A 21,071-nucleotide genomic window follows, 5' to 3' on the forward strand; every position below is an offset into this window, starting at 1 on the left:
GGTGCTGCGTGCTATGTGCAGGCCCGCAGAAACAGCCCCGGAGCAAGGTCGGGGTGGTCGCAGTGCAGTATCGCGGAAGTGCCGGGGTGCACCTGCCGCGCGGTTTCGCCTCTGTGGTTTTCCACGCGGCAGTGCTGCGGTTGCAGCAGGGGCCTTTTCAGTCCCGGAACGAGAATCTCGACCGGTCTGTCGCACTGCCACGGTGCCAGTACAGCCATTTCCCAGCTGCCTGCGGAAAGACGGCGGCCTGTTCTGGCCACCAGCGGCAGACGATGGCCGGAAGAGGCCGCCTGCCAGGTGCGCCTGCGTCCGCGGGGCAGGAAAAAACCTGACGAAAGCGGACGGGTGGCCGTGTTGCACAGCTCACGCATGTACAGCGCAGGGCGAAAACGCCCGGCGGCGAGGTCATCTACGGCAGTACGGTAAACATCAACAACCTGCGCGGCATAGCCTGCGGTTTTCATGCGGCCTTCAATTTTCAGTGCAGCCACGCCCTGCACGGCAAACCAGCGCAGATACCGCACCAGACACAGGTCATGCGGACTCCAGATGTGTGACCAGCCACTGTCCTGCGTCACCGTCCATGCCGGTGCGCCGGCGCGGGTGCGTTCTTCGACGTCCAGTTCGATGCCTGCATGGTCCGGTTCCGCATCACTGGCGGCAAGCCCCGCCGTGCGGTAGTCGAACCGGCACGGGTGGGTGCACTGCCCCAGATTGGCGGGGCGGTCGTTCATCCATGCGCTCAGCAGGCAGCGGCCGGAAACGGCAAGACACATGGCCCCGTGGACAAATGTTTCATATTCCACGTCGGGTACGGCCCGCATGATGGCACGTATGTCCGCCGCGCCCAGCTCGCGTGCCAGATTTAGCCTGCTTGCCCCCATATCGCGCCAGAATGCTGCGGATTCGCTGTTGGCCGTATTGGCCTGTGTGCTCATGTGCACGGGGATGTGCGGCGCTATGCGGCGCGCCATGCGCAGCACGCCGGGGTCGGCTATGATCAGCCCGTCAATGCTGTTTTCCGTGGTGTCGGGCAGCGTGTCGTCGCGCCAGTGCGGTTCCAGAGTCTGCTGGTTGCAGCTGAAAGGCTGCGCCAGTCTTTCCAGTGTGGCGCGCACCGTTTCCAGCTGATGCTCGTAGGGCAGGGCGTTGACACAGCAGTATACTCTGGCGCCGCAGCGGCGGGCTTTGGCCAGTGCAGTGCCCAGAGCTTCGGGGGTGAACCCTGCCGCACCGGCGCGCAGATTCATTTCCGTGCCGCCCAGATAGACGGCGTCGGCACCGTAGCGCAGTACGGCGTCCAGTCTGGACATGTCACCGGCAGGGGCCAGCAGTTCCGGAGAAAATGTTGTCAGGGGCATGGTATCCGTCAGACAGGCAGCCCGTTTGCTGTGCGGGCCGCCTTCAGTTTTTCGAGTATAAGATACGGCACGCGCAAGCCACCCTTGCCCGTGCCCAGCGATATGTCGGGCTTGACGCTGCCGTGGTAGTCCGAACCGCCCGTAAGCGCAAGCCCGTAACGGTCCGCCAGTTCCACGCAGCGGCGGATGTCTTTCTGGGAATGTTCGCTGTGATAGGCTTCTATGGCGTCCAGCCCTGCCGCTGTCAGTGATGCCACTGTTTCTTCCAGCCAGCCATCAGGGGCGTTTATGAGCATGGGATGGGCAAAGGATACGGTGGCGCCTTCGGCCTTCAGCGCCTTGACGGCACCTTCGGGCGAAAGCGATTTGCGTGGCACATAGGCCGCTCCCCTGTCGCCCAGATACATGTCAAAGGCCTGCCGGGTGGAACCGGCAACCTGCTTCTGCACCAGCACCTGCGCTATGTGCGGTCTGCCCACGGAACCTTCTCCCGCCACATCGCGCACCTCGTCATAGGTGATGTCCATGCCCAGAGCACGCAGCTTATCAACAATTTTCACATTGCGGTCATGACGTCCCTGACGCAGTTCCGCCAGCGTGCGCAGCAGCGCCTTCGGGGTTTCGGGCAGCCACAGCCCGAGAATATGGACTTCTCCGTAGGGGCACATGGCTCCCAGTTCGCAGCCGCGGACAAGCTCCACACCCAGCCGGCCGGCGGTTTCTGCCGCTTCATCCAGACCGTCCAGCGTGTCGTGGTCTGTCAATGCCACGGCGGCAAGTCCCGCGGCGTGTGCCTTTGTTATTACTGCGGCCGGGGTGTCGCTGCCGTCGGATGCGGTGGAATGGGTGTGCAGGTCTATATAGCGGCAAGCGGTCATGGCAGGCTCCGGTGGATGGCGTGGATGTAAGTATGACGGGGGTTCTGTACGTGTCATGGATGCTACGGCCCGTCGGGTGCGGTGTCAACTGCGCCTGCCGCAGCCGGTGAGCGGAAAAATACTGTCTGACACCCGGCGGCGGGTGCATACTGTGTCCGGCTGTGTGGCGGGCCGTATGCGGCGGCGCTTGCTCCTGCGTGCGCTTCGCTGTATGGTGCGGTAAAATATATCAGGAGTCCTGTCCGTGAACGTGAGTAAAGAACTGCTTGAAATTCTGGCCTGCCCCAAGTGCAAGTCGTCTGTGGAACCCACTTCCGACGGCGAAGGGCTGGCGTGTGCACAGTGCGCGGTGGTTTACCCCGTGCGCGAAGATATTCCCGTGATGCTGGTGGAAGAGGCCATACCCGCAGCCCGCTGGCAGCAGGGCGACCGCGGTGCCGCCGGGAATGAAGCATAAGACCGGTGCGTGCGGTGCCGTTGTGTGGCGCCGTGTGCCGCGGAGTTTTTCATGGCCATAGATTTCAGTTCGTTTTATGAGTTTCCGCATCTGCTCGACCGCATGACCGGAGAGATGGATCACGCCTTTGCCGGTGGTGCGCCGCGGCAGGCTGCTTTTCCGCCGTTGAACATAGGCGAGGATGACAGCGCCGTGTATGTGCGCGCGCTGGTGCCCGGTGCCGGTATGGACGACCTTGAGCTGATAATTACCGACAAGACATTGTCGCTCAAAGGCGAACTGAAACCCGTGCAGGGACGCTATTACCGGCAGGAACGGCCCACGGGACCGTTTCAGCGGGTAATCACCGTGGGGGTGCCCATCGACAGAGACGCCGTGCGTGCCACGCTGCGCAACGGTGTGCTGGAAGTGGTGCTGCCCAAACATACCGGTCAGCGTCCCCAGACCATCAGAATAGATATACGTTAACCGCGTGCAGCATCCGGACAGTCCATGACAACATGCCAGCAGAAAGTCCAGAATCCCAGACGTCCCCGTGTGCGTCCCGCAGCTGATCTTGTGGAGCGTGAAGACGGCTTTTACCTGTATCTTGACATGCCCGGCGTGGAAAGACAGGAACTGATCGTGGATATTGACGGCAGCGAGCTGACGGTGCATGCCCTCAGCCGGTTCGGCTGTGCAGCAGGCGAGCGCATCCATGCGTTCGAGTTCGGTGATGTGGAATATTACGCCCAGTTCACTCTTTCGGACATGGTGGACAGGGCGGCCACGGCAGCGCGTCTTGCCGACGGTGTTCTGACGATTTATATGCCCAAACAGCAGAAGGTCACCCCCAGACGCATTCGTATCGAAGTGCTGTAGGCCGGTGACCGGCAGGCTTTTTGCCCCTGCGTGCTGCGGGGGCTTTTTTATTTTTTACGCAATGCTTGGATTATGGTGCTGATACTATGAAAATACTATTTGTTTCCGACATACACGGCAGTGCAGGCGCCGCCCGCACCGTGCTGGAAAAAGCGGAGGCCATGCAGCCCGATGCCGTGGCCCTGCTGGGGGATGCGCTTTACCACGGCCCGCGCAACCCGCTGCCCGCGGATTATGATCCCAAAGGCGTGGCGGCACTGCTTAACGGCTGGAAAAACCGGATAGTGGCAGTGCGCGGCAACTGCGACAGCGAAGTGGATCAGATGCTTATCGAGTACCCCATGATGAGCGACTTCGCGTGGGTGCTGGCGGGCGGCCGCAGGCTGTTTCTGACCCACGGCCACAGGTATTCGCCCGATAACCTGCCGCCGCTGGCAGACGGTGACGTATTTGTCTACGGGCATACGCATGTGCCGCAGGCCGGGACAGCCGCACTTGCCGGCGGGGGCGTGGTGCACCTGTGGAATCCCGGCTCGTGCTCGCTGCCCAAAAGCGGGTACGTGGCTTCATACGCGGTGCTGGAAGACGGAGTGTTCCGCGTATGCGGTCTGGACGGTTCCGTACTGCTTACCGATACGCTTGGCTAGCGGCGCCGCGGGCGCAGAGGAAATCTTATGATGCAGCCGGAAGAATATACAGCAGCCGATGCCGTTGAATCCTGTCCGCAGCAGAGTCTTTCCGGTGACGGGCCGGATCTGGCCGTGGCCGCTGACGGGGTTTTTGACGCCGCCCTTGCCGCCCGTCTGACTGAACCGCTGCAGATAGGCGGCAGAACGGTGAACGGCCGTCTGTTTCTGGCTCCCATGGCCGGTCTCGGGCATATTGCCTACCGGCAGGTGCTCGAAAGCTTCGGGGGATGCGGGCTGGTGTTTACGGGCATGTGCAGCGCACGCGCGGTGCCTACGGAAAATCCGGCGCGGTCTCCGGTGTTCAGTTGGCGTCCGGAAGAACTGCCCGCGCTGGTCTGCCAGCTTTTCGGTGCCGATCCGCAGGATATGGCTGCGGCTGCCCGCAGGGTTGAGTCCGAAGGCTTTTTCGGGGTGGACATCAACATGGGCTGTTCTGTGGCGCCTATTGTGAAAAAAGGCTGCGGAGCGGATCTGCTGCGTGATCCGGAGCGCGCTGTGCGCATGGTGGATGCCGTGCGCCGCGCTGTGTCTGTGCCTGTCTTTGTCAAAATGCGCACAGGGTGGAGCCCTGATCCGGAACCGGCGGTGAATCTGGCCCGCAGGCTTCAGGACGCCGGTGCCGATGCGCTGGTCTTTCACCCCCGTGTGGCGCCCGACAGGCGCACCCATCGCCCCAGAACGGCGCATATCGGTCTGGTGAAAGACGCGCTGGATATTCCTGTTATCGGCAACGGTGATGTTTTTGATGCAGCGGATTGCGCCGCCATGCTGGAACGCACAGGCTGCGACGGTGTTTCGCTGGGCAGACTGGCCATAGCCCGCCCGTGGATTTTTGCACAGTGGACGCGCGGTTTTGTTCCGGAAAAGCAGACATACCGCGACACGCTTTTTGCGCTGATGGATGCGCTGGAAGCGCATTATGATCCTGCCCGCGCCATCAAACTGTATAAAAAGCTCATCATGTACTACGCGGCTAATTTCACGTTCGGAAACAGGCTGTTCGGCAGGCTTATCCGCGGTGACGACATGCAGGCCATGCGGCGCAATGCACAGGCGGAGTTCTGCCGGGTGCCGCAGGTCGGTGCACGTCCCAACCTGCTGATGTTCTGCATGTGACGCTGCGCACGGCACCGGAGTGCCGTCTGATGTTCTGTTTTGCAAAAGACCCGCCCGCGGCGGGTCTTTTCTGTTTGCGCGCAGTCTGTACTTATAACGTTTCGCGGCTGTACACCGCCGCCCGGGGCAGCTACTATGAAGGTATTACCCGCCGGCAGACCGCTGTGTCGCCGTGCAACAAGGAGGCCTCATGTCCCGAGTCTGCAAGATGAGCAAGAACGTCAGGGAAGTCTTCAGGCTTGATGAACTGAAAGACGATATCAGGCGCAACATGGTGGCGCTGCTGGGCAACGATCCGCGCAGCAAGCGCAAGTTTTCGTATTACAACGCGCTGGCGTACAGCGTGCGCGAGCGTCTGGTCGACCTGTGGATGCGGACCCAGAGCGATTATTACGATTCCATGGCCAAGCGGGTGTATTATCTTTCCATGGAATTTCTGCCCGGCCGCTTTCTGATGAACTACCTTACCAACATGGGCATAGTGGATGAGTGCCGCGAGATTGTGGCCGAGCTGGGTTTTTCGCTGGAAGAGCTGGAAGAGGAGGAATGGGATGCCGGTCTGGGCAACGGCGGGCTGGGGCGTCTTGCCTCGTGTTATCTCGATTCCATGGTCAGCCAGAATATTCCGGGATACGGGTACGGTATTTTGTATGACTACGGCATATTCTATCAGTCCATCGTGAACGGCAATCAGGAAGAGCGCTGCGACAACTGGCGCAGACACGGATGCCCGTGGGAGATAACCCGCCTTGACACACTGTACGAGGTGAAGTTCTACGGCCGGTCCGAAACTTACTACGACTCTGACGGCAATGTGCGTTTCCGCTGGGTGGATACGGAAAATGTCATGGCCATGCCGTGCGACATTCTCATTCCCGGATACGGTTGCTCGCATGTTTCCAACATGCGGCTGTGGACTGCGCAGTCCAGCCGCGAATTCAACCTGTCTGATTTTAACCGCGGCGATTATATAGGGGCCATGCACGGCAAGGTGATGAGCGAAAACATCACCAAGGTGCTGTATCCCAACGATCAGTTTCTGCAGGGAATGGAACTGCGGCTCAAACAGCAGTATTTTCTGGTTTCCGCCACGTTTCAGGATATCCTGCGCCGTTATCTGAAGCAGCATACATCGCTTGCCGCACTGCCGGAGGCGGTTGCGGTGCAGCTTAACGACACACACCCCGCCATAGCCATACCCGAACTTATGCGTCTGCTTATGGACGTGTACGGCATGGGCTGGGATGTGGCGTGGGATATCTGCACCCGCACCTTTGCTTATACCAACCACACCGTGCTGCCCGAAGCGCTGGAAACATGGCCTGTGGACCTGCTGGGCAGGCTGCTGCCGAGGCATATGCAGATAATATATGAAATAAACAGACGTTTTCTGGAAGGTGTGGCCGCAACATTTCCCGGTGATACCGAGCGCCTTTCACGCATGTCTGTCATTCAGGAAGAAGGAGGCCAGCGGGTGCGCATGGCCAACCTTGCCATTGTGGGCAGCCATACGGTGAACGGCGTGGCGGCGCTGCACAGCAATATACTGCAGACCGGTCTGTTCCGTGATTTTCATGAATATTATCCGCGCAAGATACGCAACGTGACCAACGGCGTCACGCCGCGGCGGTGGCTTATGCAGTGCAATCCTGCTCTTTCGCGGCTGATAACCCAGAGCATAGGGCCGGAATGGTGCTGCAATCTTGAAAAACTGCGCGAGCTTGTACCTCTGGCGGAAGACAGTGCATTCCGCGATGCATGGGCAAGAGCCAAGCTGGAAAACAAAAGACTGCTGTCGCGTTATGTGCTGCGCAAAGTGCAGATGGGCATCAATCCCAACACGTTGTTTGATATGCAGTTTAAACGCATGCACGAATACAAGCGGCAGCTGCTCAACGTGATGCACGTCATCTCGCTGTTCAACCGCATCAAGGATAACCCTTCGGCGGACATCACACCGCGCACGGTGCTTTTCGGCGGCAAGGCAGCCCCCGGATATTATCAGGCCAAGCTTATCATCAGGCTGATCAACGAAGTTGCCCGCGTGGTCAACGCCGATGCGGATGTCGCCGGCAGGCTGCGCGTGGCTTTTCTGCCTAATTACTGCATATCGCAGGCGGAAAAGGTGGTGCCTGCCGCTGACCTGTCCGAACAGATATCCACCGCCGGCATGGAGGCTTCCGGCACGGGCAATATGAAGTTTGCGCTTAACGGAGCGTTGACCATAGGCACGCTGGACGGTGCCAATGTGGAAATAATGGAGGAAGTGGGAGCCGAAAATATTTTTATATTCGGCCTCAAGGCGCATGAAGTGGCGGAAAAAAGGCGTTCCGGATACAACCCCCGGGAATTTTATGAAAACGATGCAGAGCTGCGCCGGGTGATGGATATGATCGGTTCGGGCTTTTTTTCTCCCGACGAACGCGGGTTGTTCAGCCCTGTGTATGACAGCCTGATGCACCACGGCGACTATTACATGCTTATGGCCGATTACCGTCCCTACATGGAGGCGCAGGCCGCTGTGGACGCGCTGTACCTTGATCAGGACCAGTGGGTACGCAAGTCCATTCTCAATGCCGCCAACATGGGTAAATTTTCCAGCGACCGTTCGGTCATGGAGTATGCCCGCGGCATCTGGCATGTGGAGCCTCTCGGCAAATAGCCTGCCGCCTTGTACGCTGAACCCGCACGGGATGCATGTTCCGTGCGGGTTTTCTGTGGCGGATGTCTGCGGCAGCAGTTCATGTTTTTTCAGGCGTGCTGCGGCGGAAACGGTCCCTGCGCACGGCGTGCGGTTAAGGAAAGAGCGTCCTGCAGGGCCGGGAATGATTTATTTATGTCCGGCAGCGGGCTGTTCCGGGCTGTGCCCGTGCGGAGTTTCTGCGGGCATTACCGGAGATTTTTCTGCCACGCTGACTGTGTTGCGGCCTGCTGTTTTAGCCCTGTAAAGCGCGGCATCGGCCCTGCGCAGCAGCGTATCGGTATTTTCCCCTGCCTCGTGAACGGCTATGCCGATGCTGACTGTAAAACGCACGCATGCGTTGTTATACGTAATGTGTATCTGTTCAACATGGCGGCGGATGCGCTCTGCCGAGATTTGTGCGTCGCGACAGGCGGCATGGGGAAGAACGGCAACAAACTCTTCGCCGCCGGTTCTGCCGAAAAGGTCTGTTTTTCTGAGCTGCTGCCTGCATACTCTGCAGAATGCAATAAGCGCGTCGTCTCCGGCAGCGTGCCCGTAAGTGTCATTGATGGCCTTGAATCGGTCTATATCAAGGCTCAGTATGGACAGCGGTGTGCCGTAACGTTTGCTGCGGTCGATTTCCGCTGACAGAAATTCAATGACCTTGCGGCGGTTGCAGGCTCCGGTCAGCGGGTCGGTGCGGCTTAGTTCCTCAATGTCGCTGAAGGCTTTTTTCAGCTGTTCGTGTCTGATTGCCAGCTCGCGTTTGTTCCGCGAAAGCTCGTTGTTTATTATCATGTAGTCTTCAAGCAGCTGCACGTTGTCGCTGCCCGTACTGCGGGCTTCCGCAGCCTTTTTCTGCGTTGCCCGCAGCAGCACCCCCTGTTCATTCAGCATCTGTATGAACTCGCTGAAAATGTTTGTAATATGCGGGGACGATTGCAGCGCGATCATATGAAAGCAGTCGCCTTTGCAGACACCAAAGACGGCAAACTGCCGAACACCTGTTCTGCCGCGCAGAACAAGAGAATCGCACAGGCCGAATCCATCTGCGGACAGCGTGTCCAGAAAGGCGTGGTAGCGTTTTTGTGCTGATGCCGTGGTCAGGTCGTTGATATGCAATGGCAGGTCTATGCCGGCAAACAGGCCTGCATTGTCCGAGACAACGTGCCTGATAACGCCGTTGCGGTCGCAGGTGAAGCGTACCGTATTGGTTTCTGAATGCTGCTTCATATGGTTATGATGTCAGTTGCGTTGCCAGTGCGACAGCCTGCGCGCCGTCGGTTCCCGTGCCGTCGGCCCCTACTGCTGCGGCAAGTCCCGGACTGAGTATGAAGGGCAGTCCCCCCACCAGTATTTTGGGACAGTCTGCGCCCAGCTTTGCGCGGAGAAGTTCTATGGTTTCGCTGGCCTCGGGCACGCCGCGCTGCATGGTTACCGATATGCAGAGCAGGTCGGGATGCTGATCAGACACAACAGTCAAAAAGCTTTTGCCGGGAGTTGCCGCACCCATGAAATAGGTGTCCCAGCCTTCACTTTCAAACAGGTCACAGAGCATATGCAGCCCCAGTTGGTGCAGTTCGCTTCCCAGACATCCCCCCACCATTTTTTTGCCGGTACGTTTTTTGGAAAGAGCATGGGGAAAGATATGGGCCATGGTCAGTTGCGTGGCCGCGGTAATGTAATGTTCCACAGCAATGTCAATGGCGTTGATCTGCCACAGACGGCCTGTTTCATACATCACGGGTTGCAGTACCTTCAGGTAAATGTCGGATAGTGACGCCCCGCGTGCGATGGCCTCCTGAATGCAGCGCAGCGCATCGTTTCTGCGCGCCTGCAGCATAAGCTCCAGATACGTTCCGGCCAGTTTTTCCGCTTCGCAAGGAAGAAATCTGTCAGTTGGCGCCGCCATGCTTTTCTCGCTGTATAGAAGACAAGCTTTCATAAAACGATGCTGTGCTGCCGCTTATGACCACAAAGTCGGCAATATGGCTGCAAAGCCATGTATAAAGAGGAGATATCCTGCTGTATTCGTCTTGCTGCAGGTGTTCTTTTGCGGTGTTCTGCGCTTCGGGCAGCATGGCGTGCCAGTAGCCCGCTGTGAACCCGCGGCTCATGTAGGTCCGCAGCGCCCACAGCACTGTTTCCACAAAGGATGCCGGATCGTACAGCGATACCAGTGTACTGATATATTCAAAGTGGTTTATATGATTAGTTGCCATAAGGCCGCGATTGCCCGGCCCGATGAGGGTTTCCAGATCAGGGCGCATTTCCATGCGCCTTGTCAGCGCTTCAGCCATGACTGCGCTTTTCTGTGCCAGCAGACTGCTGAGGGCCGGATCCGGCAGCGGAAGCTGTGCCGCTGATTCCAGAAGCATTGTCTTCATCATCCGCTCATCTCCTGAGGGTATGATACGCCGTGCGGGCGCGGCCGCATGAACGGGGTATCGCGGCTCGCGGTATGACAGAATGCGCTGCACGCGGCACTGCGGCAACGCGGCGGCACCACGGGTGCCGCCGCGGGCCGGTCCGGTATATGCAGCAAGGATTGCTTACGCGGTGGGGCCGCTTTGCACGGCAAAAAACGAGGCAGCCCAGTCCATGGCTTCGGAGTACAGGCTTCTGACCACATCAGGCTCAAACCCGAGTCTGGGCACCATTTCGTGCAGCGTGTTCCAGTCTGCGTCTTCCAGCGCCTCCATAAGGTCAAAAAGCGGGCGGTGCTCATTGTTGGGGTCGCCTGTCAGGCTTTCCTTCAGGCTGGAGGTCAGCGGCAGCATGTCTGTCACTTCCTGCATGGGAATACCCAGAATGGCATCCAGCAGCGAGAACATGCCCAGCAGAAAAAGTGTTTCGGGGTTGAAGCCCCAGTAGTCGTAGTGGGCGGTAAGCTGCTGCAGAAAGCGCGCCCGCTGCATGGAGATGAGCGCAAGTTCCTGTGAACCTTCGGATTGACCTGCCATATCGGCCACCAGAACGGCCCGCAGCCACGAGCGGGTCTGATTCCAGCCCAGCAGATTTACGGCATGGTCCACAGATTCGATTTTTTGCCGGAATCCGAATGCGGAGCTGTTGAGCAGCGAAATAAGGCGGAATGTGAGCGACACATCGGCCTTTACAGCCTCTGCGACGCCTTTCAGGTCGGGGTCCGGCGATTCAAGAATGGCCATCAGCTCTATCCGGGCCACTTTATGCGAAGACAGTCCCTGTCCTTCCGTTATTTCCGGTTCCTTGAAAAAAGGTCCCTGATACAGCCCCACGCCCATTCTGCGCGCGGCTTCGAACATGTCGTTGTCGCGGATGCCGCGGGCAAGCATGGTGCTGGAAGCATCGCCGCGGCTGCATGCGATGACGGCCGCCTTGACGGAAAAATCAACGCAGACCACATCGGCAAGCAGCATGCATTCCTTGTCGGGTCTGTTGGCGTGCGAGCAGTCTATGGCAATGGTGTATCCGTCTTTTTTAAGCGCACGCAGTTCTTCGGGCACGCCCTCTGTCTTGGTCGCTTCCTGCGAGACCCGCACAACACCCGCCTTGGCCGGCAGTGCGCGCGGTATGCCCAGAATGATGCTTTCGGCATCAAATGCGACCATGACGCGTTTGCCGCGGTCCATGTCTTCCTGCAGACGGAAGTAGGCGCTGGAACCAAGACTGGTTGCGGCTGCCTCGTGCTCCGGGAATACGGTGAAAATTCCCTGCTGGATTTCTCCGCCCAGCAGTTCGTATCCCCATATGCGGCGGTCCGAGTCCATTATCGGCTGCTTTGAAAAAAAAACAGGACGGTGTGATGCAGTTCGGCTGTTTTCGGACATGCGGGTATCTCCGTTGCTTCAGCAGTTGCAGAAGGCGGCAGGACAGTACATGGCATCCTGCCGCCGTATGCCCGGAACATACCACTTCCGCATGGCGGCGGTAATTATAACACTACCAGCGGATCATGCCTTTTTCATCCAGCGGCAGCGCAGGTACATAGGCAACTTCCCACGGGGTGCCGTCGGGGTCGGCGAAATAGCCGGAATAACCCCATGGTTTGTGCACCGCGGGCGAAAGAATGCGGGCACCTGCATGCTCCGCAGTGGACAGCAGGGCTTCCACCTCTGCCTCGCTGCGCACGTTCTGTGCCAGAGTCATGCCGCCGGGGGCAGGCGACGCGCCTTTCATGCCTATGTCTTCAAGCAGGTTGCCGGCAGGAAAAAGCGCCAGCCATGTTCCGCCCATATCGAAGAAAGCGATGTGCTCGGCGTCCGGTGATTCCACTTCTGTCCAGCCCAGTGCACGGTAAAACTGCCTGCTGCGGTCAAGGTCGGCCACGCCTATGGTGACCAGATTGAGTCGCTGTTCAAATTTGCGATGGGTCATGGGTACCCCGTAACGTTACGGACGCAGAAACGCCCGGTTGAGTGAAAGTTGCCGCACTATGACACACAACCGGAGAAAAAGTCTTGCGGCAATGCGGTGTCACTGCGCGGGCAATGCCCGGCACATGGTATGGTCAGGCAGGGGCGGGCATGAAAAAAAGCGGGATGCCCATGGACATCCCGCCGGAATCAGCTTGTGACGCAATCAGCGTCCGTTTTTGGTACCCAGCATTTTTTCGTCCGCCTGTGGGCGCGTGCTGCGCTGCTGGACGATTTTTGATCCTTCGGGCACATCGTGTGTCAGCCACACGTTACCGCCGATGATGGACCCTTTGCCGATGGTCACGCGCCCGAGAATGGTGGCACCGGCATACACGGTGACATTGTCTTCCAGAATGGGATGGCGCGGATTACCTTTGATGAGTGTCCCGCTGGCGTCTTTGGGGAAAGAAAGCGCCCCCAGCGTGACCCCCTGATACAGGCGGCAGCCTTTGCCGATGATGCATGTTTCCCCTATGACAACGCCCGTGCCGTGGTCGATGAAGAAGTCTTCGCCGATGCGGGCGCCGGGGTGAATGTCTATGCCCGTTCTGGAGTGTGACATTTCGCTTATGATGCGCGGAATGAGCGGCACATCAAGGTCATACAGGGCATGGGCGATGCGGTGATGCAGCATGGCGGTTATGGACGGATAGCAGAAAACGGTCTCGCCGGGGGTTTTTGCGGCGGGGTCGCCCTCGAATGCTGCGGTGACATCACCCAGCAGCAGCCCGCGTATCTGAGGCAACTGTTCGATGAACCGTTTTGCAAGGTCGTGGGAATAGACATCGCAGCTGTGGCAGTCGTTGGCGAATTCGGCGCAGGTGAAGCAGCCGCCCCGTCGTATCTGGTCTGCCAGTTTGCGGTAGATGGAATCAAGATTGGCCGCCAGATGGTAGCGCATGGACTCCATCTCGATGGATGATTTGCCGAAATATCCCGGAAACAGGGCTGCCTTCAGCCTGTCCACTATTTCCGTCAGCTCTTCCAGCGAGGGCATGGGCGCGTTGTTCAGCGGTTTGCTGAACACTTTGCTGCACGATTCCGGGCTGCACATGGTCTCCACCACATCGTCAAGCCAGTCCATGCCGTCTGCGCATATGTTGTCCGGTTCTTTACTGCAGTTCCTCATATGTGTTCCGTTGCTCTGCTGGAGGGTTGGCAAAAAAGCGTGCTAGCTCTGGCCGGAAAAAAGCGGTGTGCTCAGGTAGCGTTCGCCGGTGTCGCAGACAATGAATACGATGCGCTTGCCTTTCATTTCGGGCCGTCTGGCCGCTTCCAGTGCGGCAAATGCATTTGCCCCCGAGGAAATGCCGCACAGAATACCTTCCTGACGCAGCAGGTCGCGTGCGGTGTTCATGGCGTCGTCACCGGAAACCTTGAATACTTCGTCATAGATTCCGGTATCCAGCACTTCAGGGACAAAGCCTGCGCCTATGCCCTGAATGGGGTGGGGTGCGGGAGCACCGCCCGAAAGAACGGGGGATGCTTCAGGTTCCACGGCGATGATGCGCACCCCCGCATTAAGCTCGCGCAGGCGTCTGCCGGTACCGGTGATGGTGCCGCCGGTGCCTACACCGGCCACAAACGCATCCACCCTGCCGTCTGTGTCGCGCCATATTTCTTCAGCCGTTGTGGCGTAATGTGCCGCGGGGTTGGCGGGATTGGCAAATTGCTGCAGCATGACGGCTCCCGGGGTTTCACGCACGATGCGCTCGGCTTCTGCAATGGCGCCGCGCATACCCTGTGCCGCGGGGGTGAGCACCAGCGTGGTGCCGAAACTGCGCAGCAGTTTTTTACGTTCGTCGCTCATGGATTCCGGCATGGTCAGGGTCAGCCGCAGCCCGTGAACCGCGCAGATGAACGCCAGCCCCACACCGGTATTGCCGCTGGTGGGTTCCACCAGCAGTGAATCGGCGTTGATTTCTCCCGACTCCAGTGCCGATTCGATCATGCTGCGGGCGATTCTGTCTTTTACCGAGGCGCAGGGGTTGTAAAATTCCAGTTTGGCGACAACTTCGGCGTGACAACCCCGTGCCAGCCTGTTCAGGCGTACCAGCGGGGTGTTTCCGACCAGAGCGGCCATGTTTTCTGCGATGTTCACGGTGTTTCCTCCATTTGCTGTAAAAAAAAAGGCCGGAACCGGACGCGCAGTGCGTCCGTTTCCGGCCCCTCGGATGCATGTATGCCCGGGCCGTTTCAGCAGGTACACGCAGGCTTTGCCTGCGCGTCTTCACCGCTGCGGTAGGGCGATATTTCACGCAGACGGGCGATGATGCGCGGCAGTTCGTCCACCACGTAGTCCACATCCGCCTGTGTGTTGAACCGGCTCAGGCTGAACCGGATGGAGCCGTGGGCATAGGTGAACGGCACTCCCATGGCACGCAGTACGTGCGAAGGCTCAAGGCTGCCTGAAGTGCATGCCGAACCGGAGCTGGCACATATGCCGTGTCCGTCCATCAGCAGCAGAATGGCTTCGCCTTCGACATATTTGAAGGCGATATTGGTTGTATTGGGCAGTCTGTTGTCCGTATCACCGTTGATGATGGCTTCGGGTATGGCATTGAGCAGGCCGTTCTCCAGCCTGTCGCGCAGCGCCTTGACGGTGGTGCGTTCGGTTTCCATATTCAGGGAAGCCAGCTCGCAGGCTTTGCCCAGCGCAATGATGCCGGCCACATTCTCCGTGCCGGCACGGCGGCCGCGTTCCTGATGTCCGCCCCGCAGAAAAGGCCGGTACGGAGTGCCGCGGCGCACGTACAGCGCTCCCACACCTTTGGGGGCGTGCAGCTTGTGGCCGGAAAGCGCAAGGAAATCCACAGGCACTTCCTGCACGTTTATATGCAGTTTGCCGACGGCCTGCACTGCGTCTGTGTGAAAAAGCGCGCCCTTTTCCTTGACGATGGCTGCAATTTCCTTGATGGGAAAAATGGTGCCGGTCTCATTGTTTGCGTACATCACGGAAACGATGGCCGTGTCTTTGCGCAGGGCACCGCGCAGCTCATCCAGATCAAGACGTCCTTTTTCATCCACACTCAGATACGTGGCTTCATACCCCTTTTTTTCCAGATGCTGTACCAGATTAAGCACAGCGGGGTGTTCCACGCGGGTGGTGATGATATGTTTTTTTTCAGGCTGGGCCTGCAGGGCGGACATGATGGCAGTGTTGTCGCTTTCGGTGCCGCACGAGGTGAAGAGAATTTCTTCGGGCTGGGCGCCCAGCGCACGCGCCACGCGTTCGCGGGCCTCGGCCACCTGACGGCCTACCTGCCCGCCGAAGGTGTGCATGCTGGAAGGGTTGCCGTACAGGTCTTTCAGGTACGGCAGCATTTCGTCCAGCACGGCGGGGTCAACGGCGGTGGTGGCGTTGTTGTCCATATATATGGTGCGCATTTATGAAACCTCCTTCACCGTGATGTCCGGTTCCACGTGCTCGCGCAGCGTACGTTGCACAAAATTGGTCAGCGTGAGCTGGCTGGAAGGGCAGTGGGTACACATGCCGCGCAGCGCGACTTTGACTTCCTTGCCGTCAATGTCCACAAGCTCTATGTCGCCGCCGTCCTTCTGCAGGCTGGGGCGTATATCTTCTTCCAGCGTTTTTACCACCAGCTGCATGCGCTGGACATTGCTGAGGGTACGCGGCTGCGGTTCGGGAACTTCGCAGGCGGCTGTTTTGCCCAGCTCTTCATCCAGCAGCTTCTGTATGTCGTTCAGGCAGTCGCCGCAGCCGCCGCCGGCCTTGGTGAAGTGGGTCACCTCTTCCACCGAGGTCAGTTTGTTTTCGCGTATGCTGCGGATAATCTGCTCGTCGGTCACGCCGAAGCACTTACAGACCAGCTGCCCTTCGTGGTGGTGCTGTTCCACTTCTTCGCCGCGGTAATTTTTAATGGCGGCTTCCAGCGCCTCCTGCCCCATGACGGAGCAGTGCATTTTCTGCTGGGGAAGCCCGCCCAGATAAGCGGTGATGTCCTTGTTGGTCACCTTCATGGCTTCATCCACCGTCATACCTTTGATCATCTCCGTCAGGGCGGAGGAAGAGGCAATGGCGCTGGCGCAGCCGAACGTCTGGAATTTCGCATCTACAATGCGTTCCTGATCGTCAATTTTAAGGTATAGTTTCAAAGCATCGCCGCAGGCAAGGCTTCCTACCTCTCCCACGGCGTTGGCGTCTTCTATGGCACCCGCGTTACGCGGGTTGAGAAAGTGGTCTCGAACCTTGTCGGTGTAATCCCACATGATGATCCTCCGGTCACTGCTGATGGGTGCGCAGAACAGTTGCGCCCTTCACATATAATAATAAACGGGCGCGGGGGAAGTGCACGGAGCGTTTTTTTTTGGACCGTTTCAGTCCGGATAACGCCTTACGGCTGATGTGGCGCGCTTTTCCGGTGTCGATAAAAAAAAGCCTGCTGCACAGGCCGCGGGCGCAATAATCCGGTTGTGCGGGGTGTGCACGCGTCAGATGACACTGGCTCCGCTGAGAATGACCACAAACCGTTTGAACACGTCCATATCTATCTGACTGTGCATTTCTTCGCGCATCAGGCGCAGAACGGCAAAAGGGTTGCGGGCTTCCGCATAGGGCCGGTGCGAAGTGAGAGCGTCGTAGATATCTGCTATGGTGATGGCCCGTACGGGCAGGGGAATCTGCGGGTCAGTCAGCCCGCAGGGATATCCCGAACCGTCCAGTTTTTCATGATGAAACAGGATGCAGTGCAGGGCGTCCTGCGAAAGCGGCATGCGGGTGCACAGTCCTACGCCGGTCAGCGGGTGCAGGTTCACGCTGCGCCGCTCAGCTTCGGTAAGGGGGCCCGGCTTGGTCAGTATGCAGTCCTGCACAGCGGTTTTGCCGATATCATGCAGCATGGCGCCCAGCCCGAACTGTATCAGACTTTCTTCATCAAATCCGTATGTCTGCAGAATGGCCTGCGAATACACAAAAACATGAATGGAGTGCGTGTAGGTGGAGTAGTCGTGCGCAATGAGCGAGGCAATGGTGCCCATGGAATTTTCAAGGGTCAGAAAGCCGATGCCCTCTGTGACAAACTGCAGAATGCGGTCAAAACTGTCGCGCGCCAGCGTGGGCGGAAGTCTGGTGGCAAAGACTTCCTGCACTATTTCGGTGGATGTTTCGTAAAATATGCGGGCCCGCGCGGGCAGGGGTATGCTTTCGTCTGCCAGCACGTCGCCCAGATAACGGGCCACATGCTCTTTATATTCCGGTTTGCGCCGGGTGCGTATGTAGACCTGCTCCACACCGTTGGCGCTCAGTATGCGCCTGTGTCGTTCGGTAAAGCGTTCGCCGGCCTTTGTGTACAGAACGTGGTTTCCGCCCTGCCGGATGTAGAGGCCGAACTGACCCAGCATGTCCGTGCGCAGCATGGCGCAGGGAACAGGCATGAATTCTTCGGCAGAGTGCAATGAGGCCGTCTGTGCCTGGGTCATATTTGTTTCATAGGCCTTTAGCTACAGCAAAAGATGCCGATACTGAGTAAAAACACAATTATGACGGTCTTGTAGGGCTCAGGAAACCGATTCGCTCGGTGCTGGCCGTCCGGCAAGGGACGGGGCGGACGGTCCGCAAAAATGTTACTAGAAGAACTCTAGAAATTATAGTGGTGTTATGTCAATAGCATCAGCTGCAAAAAGACAGACAACATATTGCAGCGGCTCTTATGTTTTAGTCAGACCGGCATTGCTCAGCATGAGAACAAAGTTTTTGAAAACATCCATGTCCAGTTCATCAGCCATTTCTCCGCGCATCAGCTGCAGCACCGCAAAGGGCGGACGGGCCGCGGCATAGGGTCTTTCAGATGCGAGCGCGTCGTATATGTCTGCAACGGTCACTGCGCGGACTGCAAGCGGAATGGCCGTACCGCCGATTCCTGAAGGATACCCCGAGCCGTCCAGTTTTTCATGATGAAAGAGGATGCAGTTGAGTGTTGTCTGCGGCAGTTCGGTCTGTGCCAGCCGCGCAACTCCCATAAGCGGATGCGTGTTGATGCATTGTCGTTCGGAAGCGGTGAGAGGGCCGGGCTTCAGCAGTATAGAAGAAGGTATCTCGGCTTTGCCGATGTCGTGCAGCATGGCGCCAAGACCTATATGTGCCATGCTTTCATCGGGCAGCCCGTAAGACTGCAGAATGCCCAGCGTGTAGAACGTGGTGTTCAGGCTGTGTGTCCACGAGTGATAATCATGGGCGATGAATCTGCCCAGCGCCGTTATACCGTTGGGCACTTTGAGAAAGGAGATGATATGCTCCACAAGTTGCCGGGCCCGCCGGGCGGTGTCCGCCGGCAATGCTCCGGCGCCGTGCTGTGCAAACACATCCTGCAGTGCGTCGGAGGCTATGCCGTACAGGGCACCGGCCCGTGCTTCTGCGGGCAGTGAATCGTCTGCAAGCACATTGCCGAGATGCTGTTCCACATGTGCCGTGTATGCATGGCGCTGGCTTTCTTTCAGCCATACTTCCGTAACACCGTTTTCGGCCAGCCGTTGTTTGTGCCGGTGTGTGAACATTTCACCGGCGTGTGTGTACAATACAAAGTTGTTGCCCTGTCGCAGATAAACACTGAACAGTGCGGCGTTGTCTGCAAGAAGCATAAGAGGAGAGACACTGAAGTATTGATCTTCGGTGACAACCGGGTGTGATTTTCCGGGCGCTTTTGTGTGGCTGGCTGTGGATTGCATGACGCAGTGTTTATACAGTAACCGGATTATGAAGAAAAGTTAAAATTGTGAGATGGCCGTATGTTGCAGTCGGCTATACAGACTGTGCGGATACAGGTTTCCGGAAAACCGGAAAACTGGCGTTGTGCGGGGTAACGCGTTACAGATATCTGACGATATGGTTACAAAAGCGGGTGCACCTCTCATTTCGGGAAAAATCAGCGGCGTGCACCGGTGAAGGGAGGCCTGGTAATGTTTTCTAAGATTTCGGTTAAGGCGCTGGCTCTGCTGACCGCAGCTGCCGGACTGGCTGTGCCGCTGTGTGTTGCGGGGTGGCAGTATGCCTCTGCCCCGTCCGGCGATGTGCGCGGCCTGCTGCTGTGGGGGGCGGTGAGCACTGTTGCGGCGTACTGTCTTGTCGTGGTGCCGCTGGCTGTGGTGCTGGTGCGCAAGGTTACGCGTCCCGTGGCGGAAATACAGCAGCGTGTGGAAAAAATTCTGGACGGCGATTACAGCGTCTGCTTTGCCTGTGACGGAGGCGACGAGCTGGCTGAAATGCGTCTTGCACTTGATTCGCTGCTTTCACGGCTCAAGTACAATCTGGGATTTGCACAGGGCGTTCTCAAAGGTATCGATACTCCCTTTGTGGTGGTGGATAACGATGAGGTGCTGACCTACACAAACCCGTCGCTCATCAGTCTGCTGGAGCAGACCGGAAAGCCGGAAGACCACTACGGGCAGAACGTGGCGTTGTTTTTTTACGGCGATGCATCGCGCAGAACAGTGCTCCGCGACAGTCTGGAGCATCATACCGTGACCAGCCGCGAGGTGGATCTGACCACGCGTAAGGGCAACACGCGGCGCATTCAGATTCATGCCTCGCCGCTGTTTGACCTGTCGGGCGGGCTTATGGGCGCATTGTGCATCTATCAGGATCTGACAGACCTGCGTGCGCGCGAGGCGGAGATAGTCTCCAAGAATGAGAGTATCGCCGCCGCAGTGAAATCGTCTGAAACGGTTTCGCTTACCGTGAGTGAAATTGCCGGAAGCGTGGACCAGCTGATAATGCAGTCTGCCAGAGATGCAGAGACACAGACGGAACGGACGGTGGAAAGCGCGTCTGCCATGGAGCAGATGAACGTCGCGGTGCTGGATGTGGCGCGCAGTGCCTCAGCGGCTGCGGAACAGGCGGGCATAGCCTGCGACAAGGCCCGTCAGGGGGCCGGGGTGGTGGAAGAAGCCATGAACGCCATTGACGAGGTGGCGCGGCTGGCGGAAGGCCTGAAGATGAGCATGGGCGATCTGGGGCGTCAGGCCGAAGGCATAGGACAGGTGATGACGGTCATCAGCGACATTGCCGACCAGACCAACCTGCTGGCGCTTAACGCAGCCATCGAGGCCGCCCGTGCCGGTGACGCCGGACGGGGCTTTGCCGTGGTGGCCGATGAAGTGCGCAAGCTGGCGGAAAAAACCATGCAGGCAACTTCAGAGGTGGGCGCGGCCATTACCTCGATACAGGCGGGCACCCGCAATAATGTGCAGAACGTTGAAGCATCGGTGCTGGCGGTGCAGCGTTCCCGCGAGCTTTCATCGGCTTCCGGTGATTCGCTGCGCGAAATTGTGGATCTGGTCATCCGCACCACCGATCAGGTGCAGGCCATCGCCACGGCAAGCGAAGAACAGTCTTCCACCAGCGAACATATAAGTCAGGCGGTGGACGAGGTGCGCATCATTTCTGAAAATTCGGCGCGTTCGCTGGCTGAAGCCGCGGGCATGGTGCACAAGCTTTCCGCAAAGGCCGGTGAACTGCAGCGCATCATTTCCACGGTGGCGTCTTCGTAACCTGCTGTGCGTTACTCCACGGCTTTTTCTGAACAGCCGGTATGCAAAGCCGTTCCGCATGCGGGGCGGCTTTTTGCATGACCGGAGCACAAACATGCCGCCGCGCTTGCCGTGAGCGGCT

The 21,071-nt window shown here is 58.3% G+C and carries 20 protein-coding genes; 7 read left to right on the plus strand and 13 right to left on the minus strand.

Annotation, left to right across the window (positions count from 1 at the left end; translation table 11 throughout):
* Positions 1-11: 11 nt before the first annotated feature.
* Both H586_RS0114165 and H586_RS0114170 read right to left on the minus strand, forming a co-directional pair.
* Positions 12-1,361, minus strand: a complete 1,350-nt coding sequence (locus H586_RS0114165; RefSeq protein ID WP_011368850.1) for a peptidase U32 family protein — start codon at positions 1,359-1,361, stop codon at positions 12-14.
* A gap of 8 nt (positions 1,362-1,369) precedes the next feature.
* Positions 1,370-2,239, minus strand: a complete 870-nt coding sequence (locus tag H586_RS0114170; protein ID WP_027182387.1) for a PHP domain-containing protein — start codon at positions 2,237-2,239, stop codon at positions 1,370-1,372.
* A gap of 244 nt (positions 2,240-2,483) precedes the next feature.
* Here H586_RS0114170 and H586_RS0114175 point away from each other — a divergent pair, with 244 nt between their 5' ends.
* From H586_RS0114175 to H586_RS0114205, 6 genes are all read left to right on the plus strand, one after another.
* A complete protein-coding gene (locus H586_RS0114175) occupies positions 2,484-2,696 on the plus strand; it encodes a Trm112 family protein (protein ID WP_011368848.1) in 213 nt (70 codons plus the stop codon).
* 51 nt (positions 2,697-2,747) lie between these two features.
* Entirely contained in the window at positions 2,748-3,164 is a 417-nt protein-coding gene (locus H586_RS0114180) for an Hsp20/alpha crystallin family protein (protein WP_011368847.1), read from the plus strand.
* Positions 3,165-3,188: 24 nt separating this feature from the next.
* Positions 3,189-3,557, plus strand: a complete 369-nt coding sequence (locus H586_RS0114185; RefSeq protein WP_011368846.1) for an Hsp20/alpha crystallin family protein — start codon at positions 3,189-3,191, stop codon at positions 3,555-3,557.
* 86 nt (positions 3,558-3,643) lie between these two features.
* Positions 3,644-4,204 carry a phosphodiesterase gene (gene yfcE, locus H586_RS0114190; protein ID WP_027182388.1) on the plus strand — a complete coding sequence of 187 codons (561 nt, stop codon included), beginning with the start codon at positions 3,644-3,646 and terminating at the stop codon, positions 4,202-4,204.
* Between the two features lie 27 nt (positions 4,205-4,231).
* A complete protein-coding gene (locus tag H586_RS0114195; protein WP_155891403.1) occupies positions 4,232-5,362 on the plus strand; it encodes a tRNA dihydrouridine synthase in 1,131 nt (376 codons plus the stop codon).
* A gap of 190 nt (positions 5,363-5,552) precedes the next feature.
* Positions 5,553-8,024: a glycogen/starch/alpha-glucan phosphorylase gene (locus H586_RS0114205; protein ID WP_011368843.1), complete on the plus strand. Its 2,472-nt coding sequence runs from the start codon at positions 5,553-5,555 to the stop codon at positions 8,022-8,024.
* 168 nt (positions 8,025-8,192) lie between these two features.
* Here H586_RS0114205 and H586_RS20250 read toward each other — a convergent pair whose 3' ends face one another.
* The 11 genes from H586_RS20250 to H586_RS0114260 form a co-directional block, all read right to left on the minus strand.
* Positions 8,193-9,278, minus strand: a complete 1,086-nt coding sequence (locus H586_RS20250; RefSeq protein ID WP_051364034.1) for a GGDEF domain-containing protein — start codon at positions 9,276-9,278, stop codon at positions 8,193-8,195.
* A gap of 4 nt (positions 9,279-9,282) precedes the next feature.
* Positions 9,283-9,957: a cobalamin B12-binding domain-containing protein gene (locus H586_RS19395; RefSeq protein ID WP_051364035.1), complete on the minus strand. Its 675-nt coding sequence runs from the start codon at positions 9,955-9,957 to the stop codon at positions 9,283-9,285.
* On the minus strand, positions 9,941-10,435 hold the full coding sequence (locus tag H586_RS0114220; RefSeq protein ID WP_027182392.1) for a hypothetical protein: 495 nt from the start codon (positions 10,433-10,435) through the stop codon (positions 9,941-9,943). Before H586_RS0114220 ends, H586_RS19395 begins: the two co-directional genes overlap by 17 nt.
* Positions 10,436-10,597: 162 nt before the next feature.
* Positions 10,598-11,797, minus strand: coding sequence for an EAL and HDOD domain-containing protein (locus H586_RS0114225; protein ID WP_158303376.1), 1,200 nt, complete (start codon positions 11,795-11,797; stop codon positions 10,598-10,600).
* 172 nt (positions 11,798-11,969) lie between these two features.
* Positions 11,970-12,404, minus strand: coding sequence for a VOC family protein (locus H586_RS0114230; RefSeq protein WP_011368838.1), 435 nt, complete (start codon positions 12,402-12,404; stop codon positions 11,970-11,972).
* 204 nt (positions 12,405-12,608) lie between these two features.
* A complete protein-coding gene (gene epsC / locus H586_RS0114235; RefSeq protein ID WP_011368837.1) occupies positions 12,609-13,574 on the minus strand; it encodes a serine O-acetyltransferase EpsC in 966 nt (321 codons plus the stop codon).
* Positions 13,575-13,616: 42 nt separating this feature from the next.
* A complete protein-coding gene (cysK, locus tag H586_RS0114240) occupies positions 13,617-14,546 on the minus strand; it encodes a cysteine synthase A (RefSeq protein ID WP_011368836.1) in 930 nt (309 codons plus the stop codon).
* Between the two features lie 95 nt (positions 14,547-14,641).
* Positions 14,642-15,832: a cysteine desulfurase NifS gene (gene nifS / locus H586_RS0114245; RefSeq protein WP_011368835.1), complete on the minus strand. Its 1,191-nt coding sequence runs from the start codon at positions 15,830-15,832 to the stop codon at positions 14,642-14,644.
* A complete protein-coding gene (gene nifU / locus H586_RS0114250; protein WP_011368834.1) occupies positions 15,833-16,675 on the minus strand; it encodes a Fe-S cluster assembly protein NifU in 843 nt (280 codons plus the stop codon).
* 222 nt (positions 16,676-16,897) lie between these two features.
* On the minus strand, positions 16,898-17,884 hold the full coding sequence (locus tag H586_RS0114255; RefSeq protein WP_011368833.1) for an HD-GYP domain-containing protein: 987 nt from the start codon (positions 17,882-17,884) through the stop codon (positions 16,898-16,900).
* Positions 17,885-18,112: 228 nt separating this feature from the next.
* Complete coding sequence (locus H586_RS0114260; protein ID WP_158303375.1) at positions 18,113-19,042, minus strand: HD-GYP domain-containing protein; 930 nt, start codon at positions 19,040-19,042, stop codon at positions 18,113-18,115.
* Between the two features lie 318 nt (positions 19,043-19,360).
* Here H586_RS0114260 and H586_RS19400 point away from each other — a divergent pair, with 318 nt between their 5' ends.
* Complete coding sequence (locus H586_RS19400; RefSeq protein ID WP_051364036.1) at positions 19,361-20,950, plus strand: methyl-accepting chemotaxis protein; 1,590 nt, start codon at positions 19,361-19,363, stop codon at positions 20,948-20,950.
* The last annotated feature ends 121 nt before the right edge of the window (positions 20,951-21,071 follow it).

This window comes from Oleidesulfovibrio alaskensis DSM 16109 (genome assembly GCF_000482745.1).
In the GTDB taxonomy this organism is placed as follows: Bacteria; Desulfobacterota; Desulfovibrionia; order Desulfovibrionales; family Desulfovibrionaceae; genus Oleidesulfovibrio; species Oleidesulfovibrio alaskensis.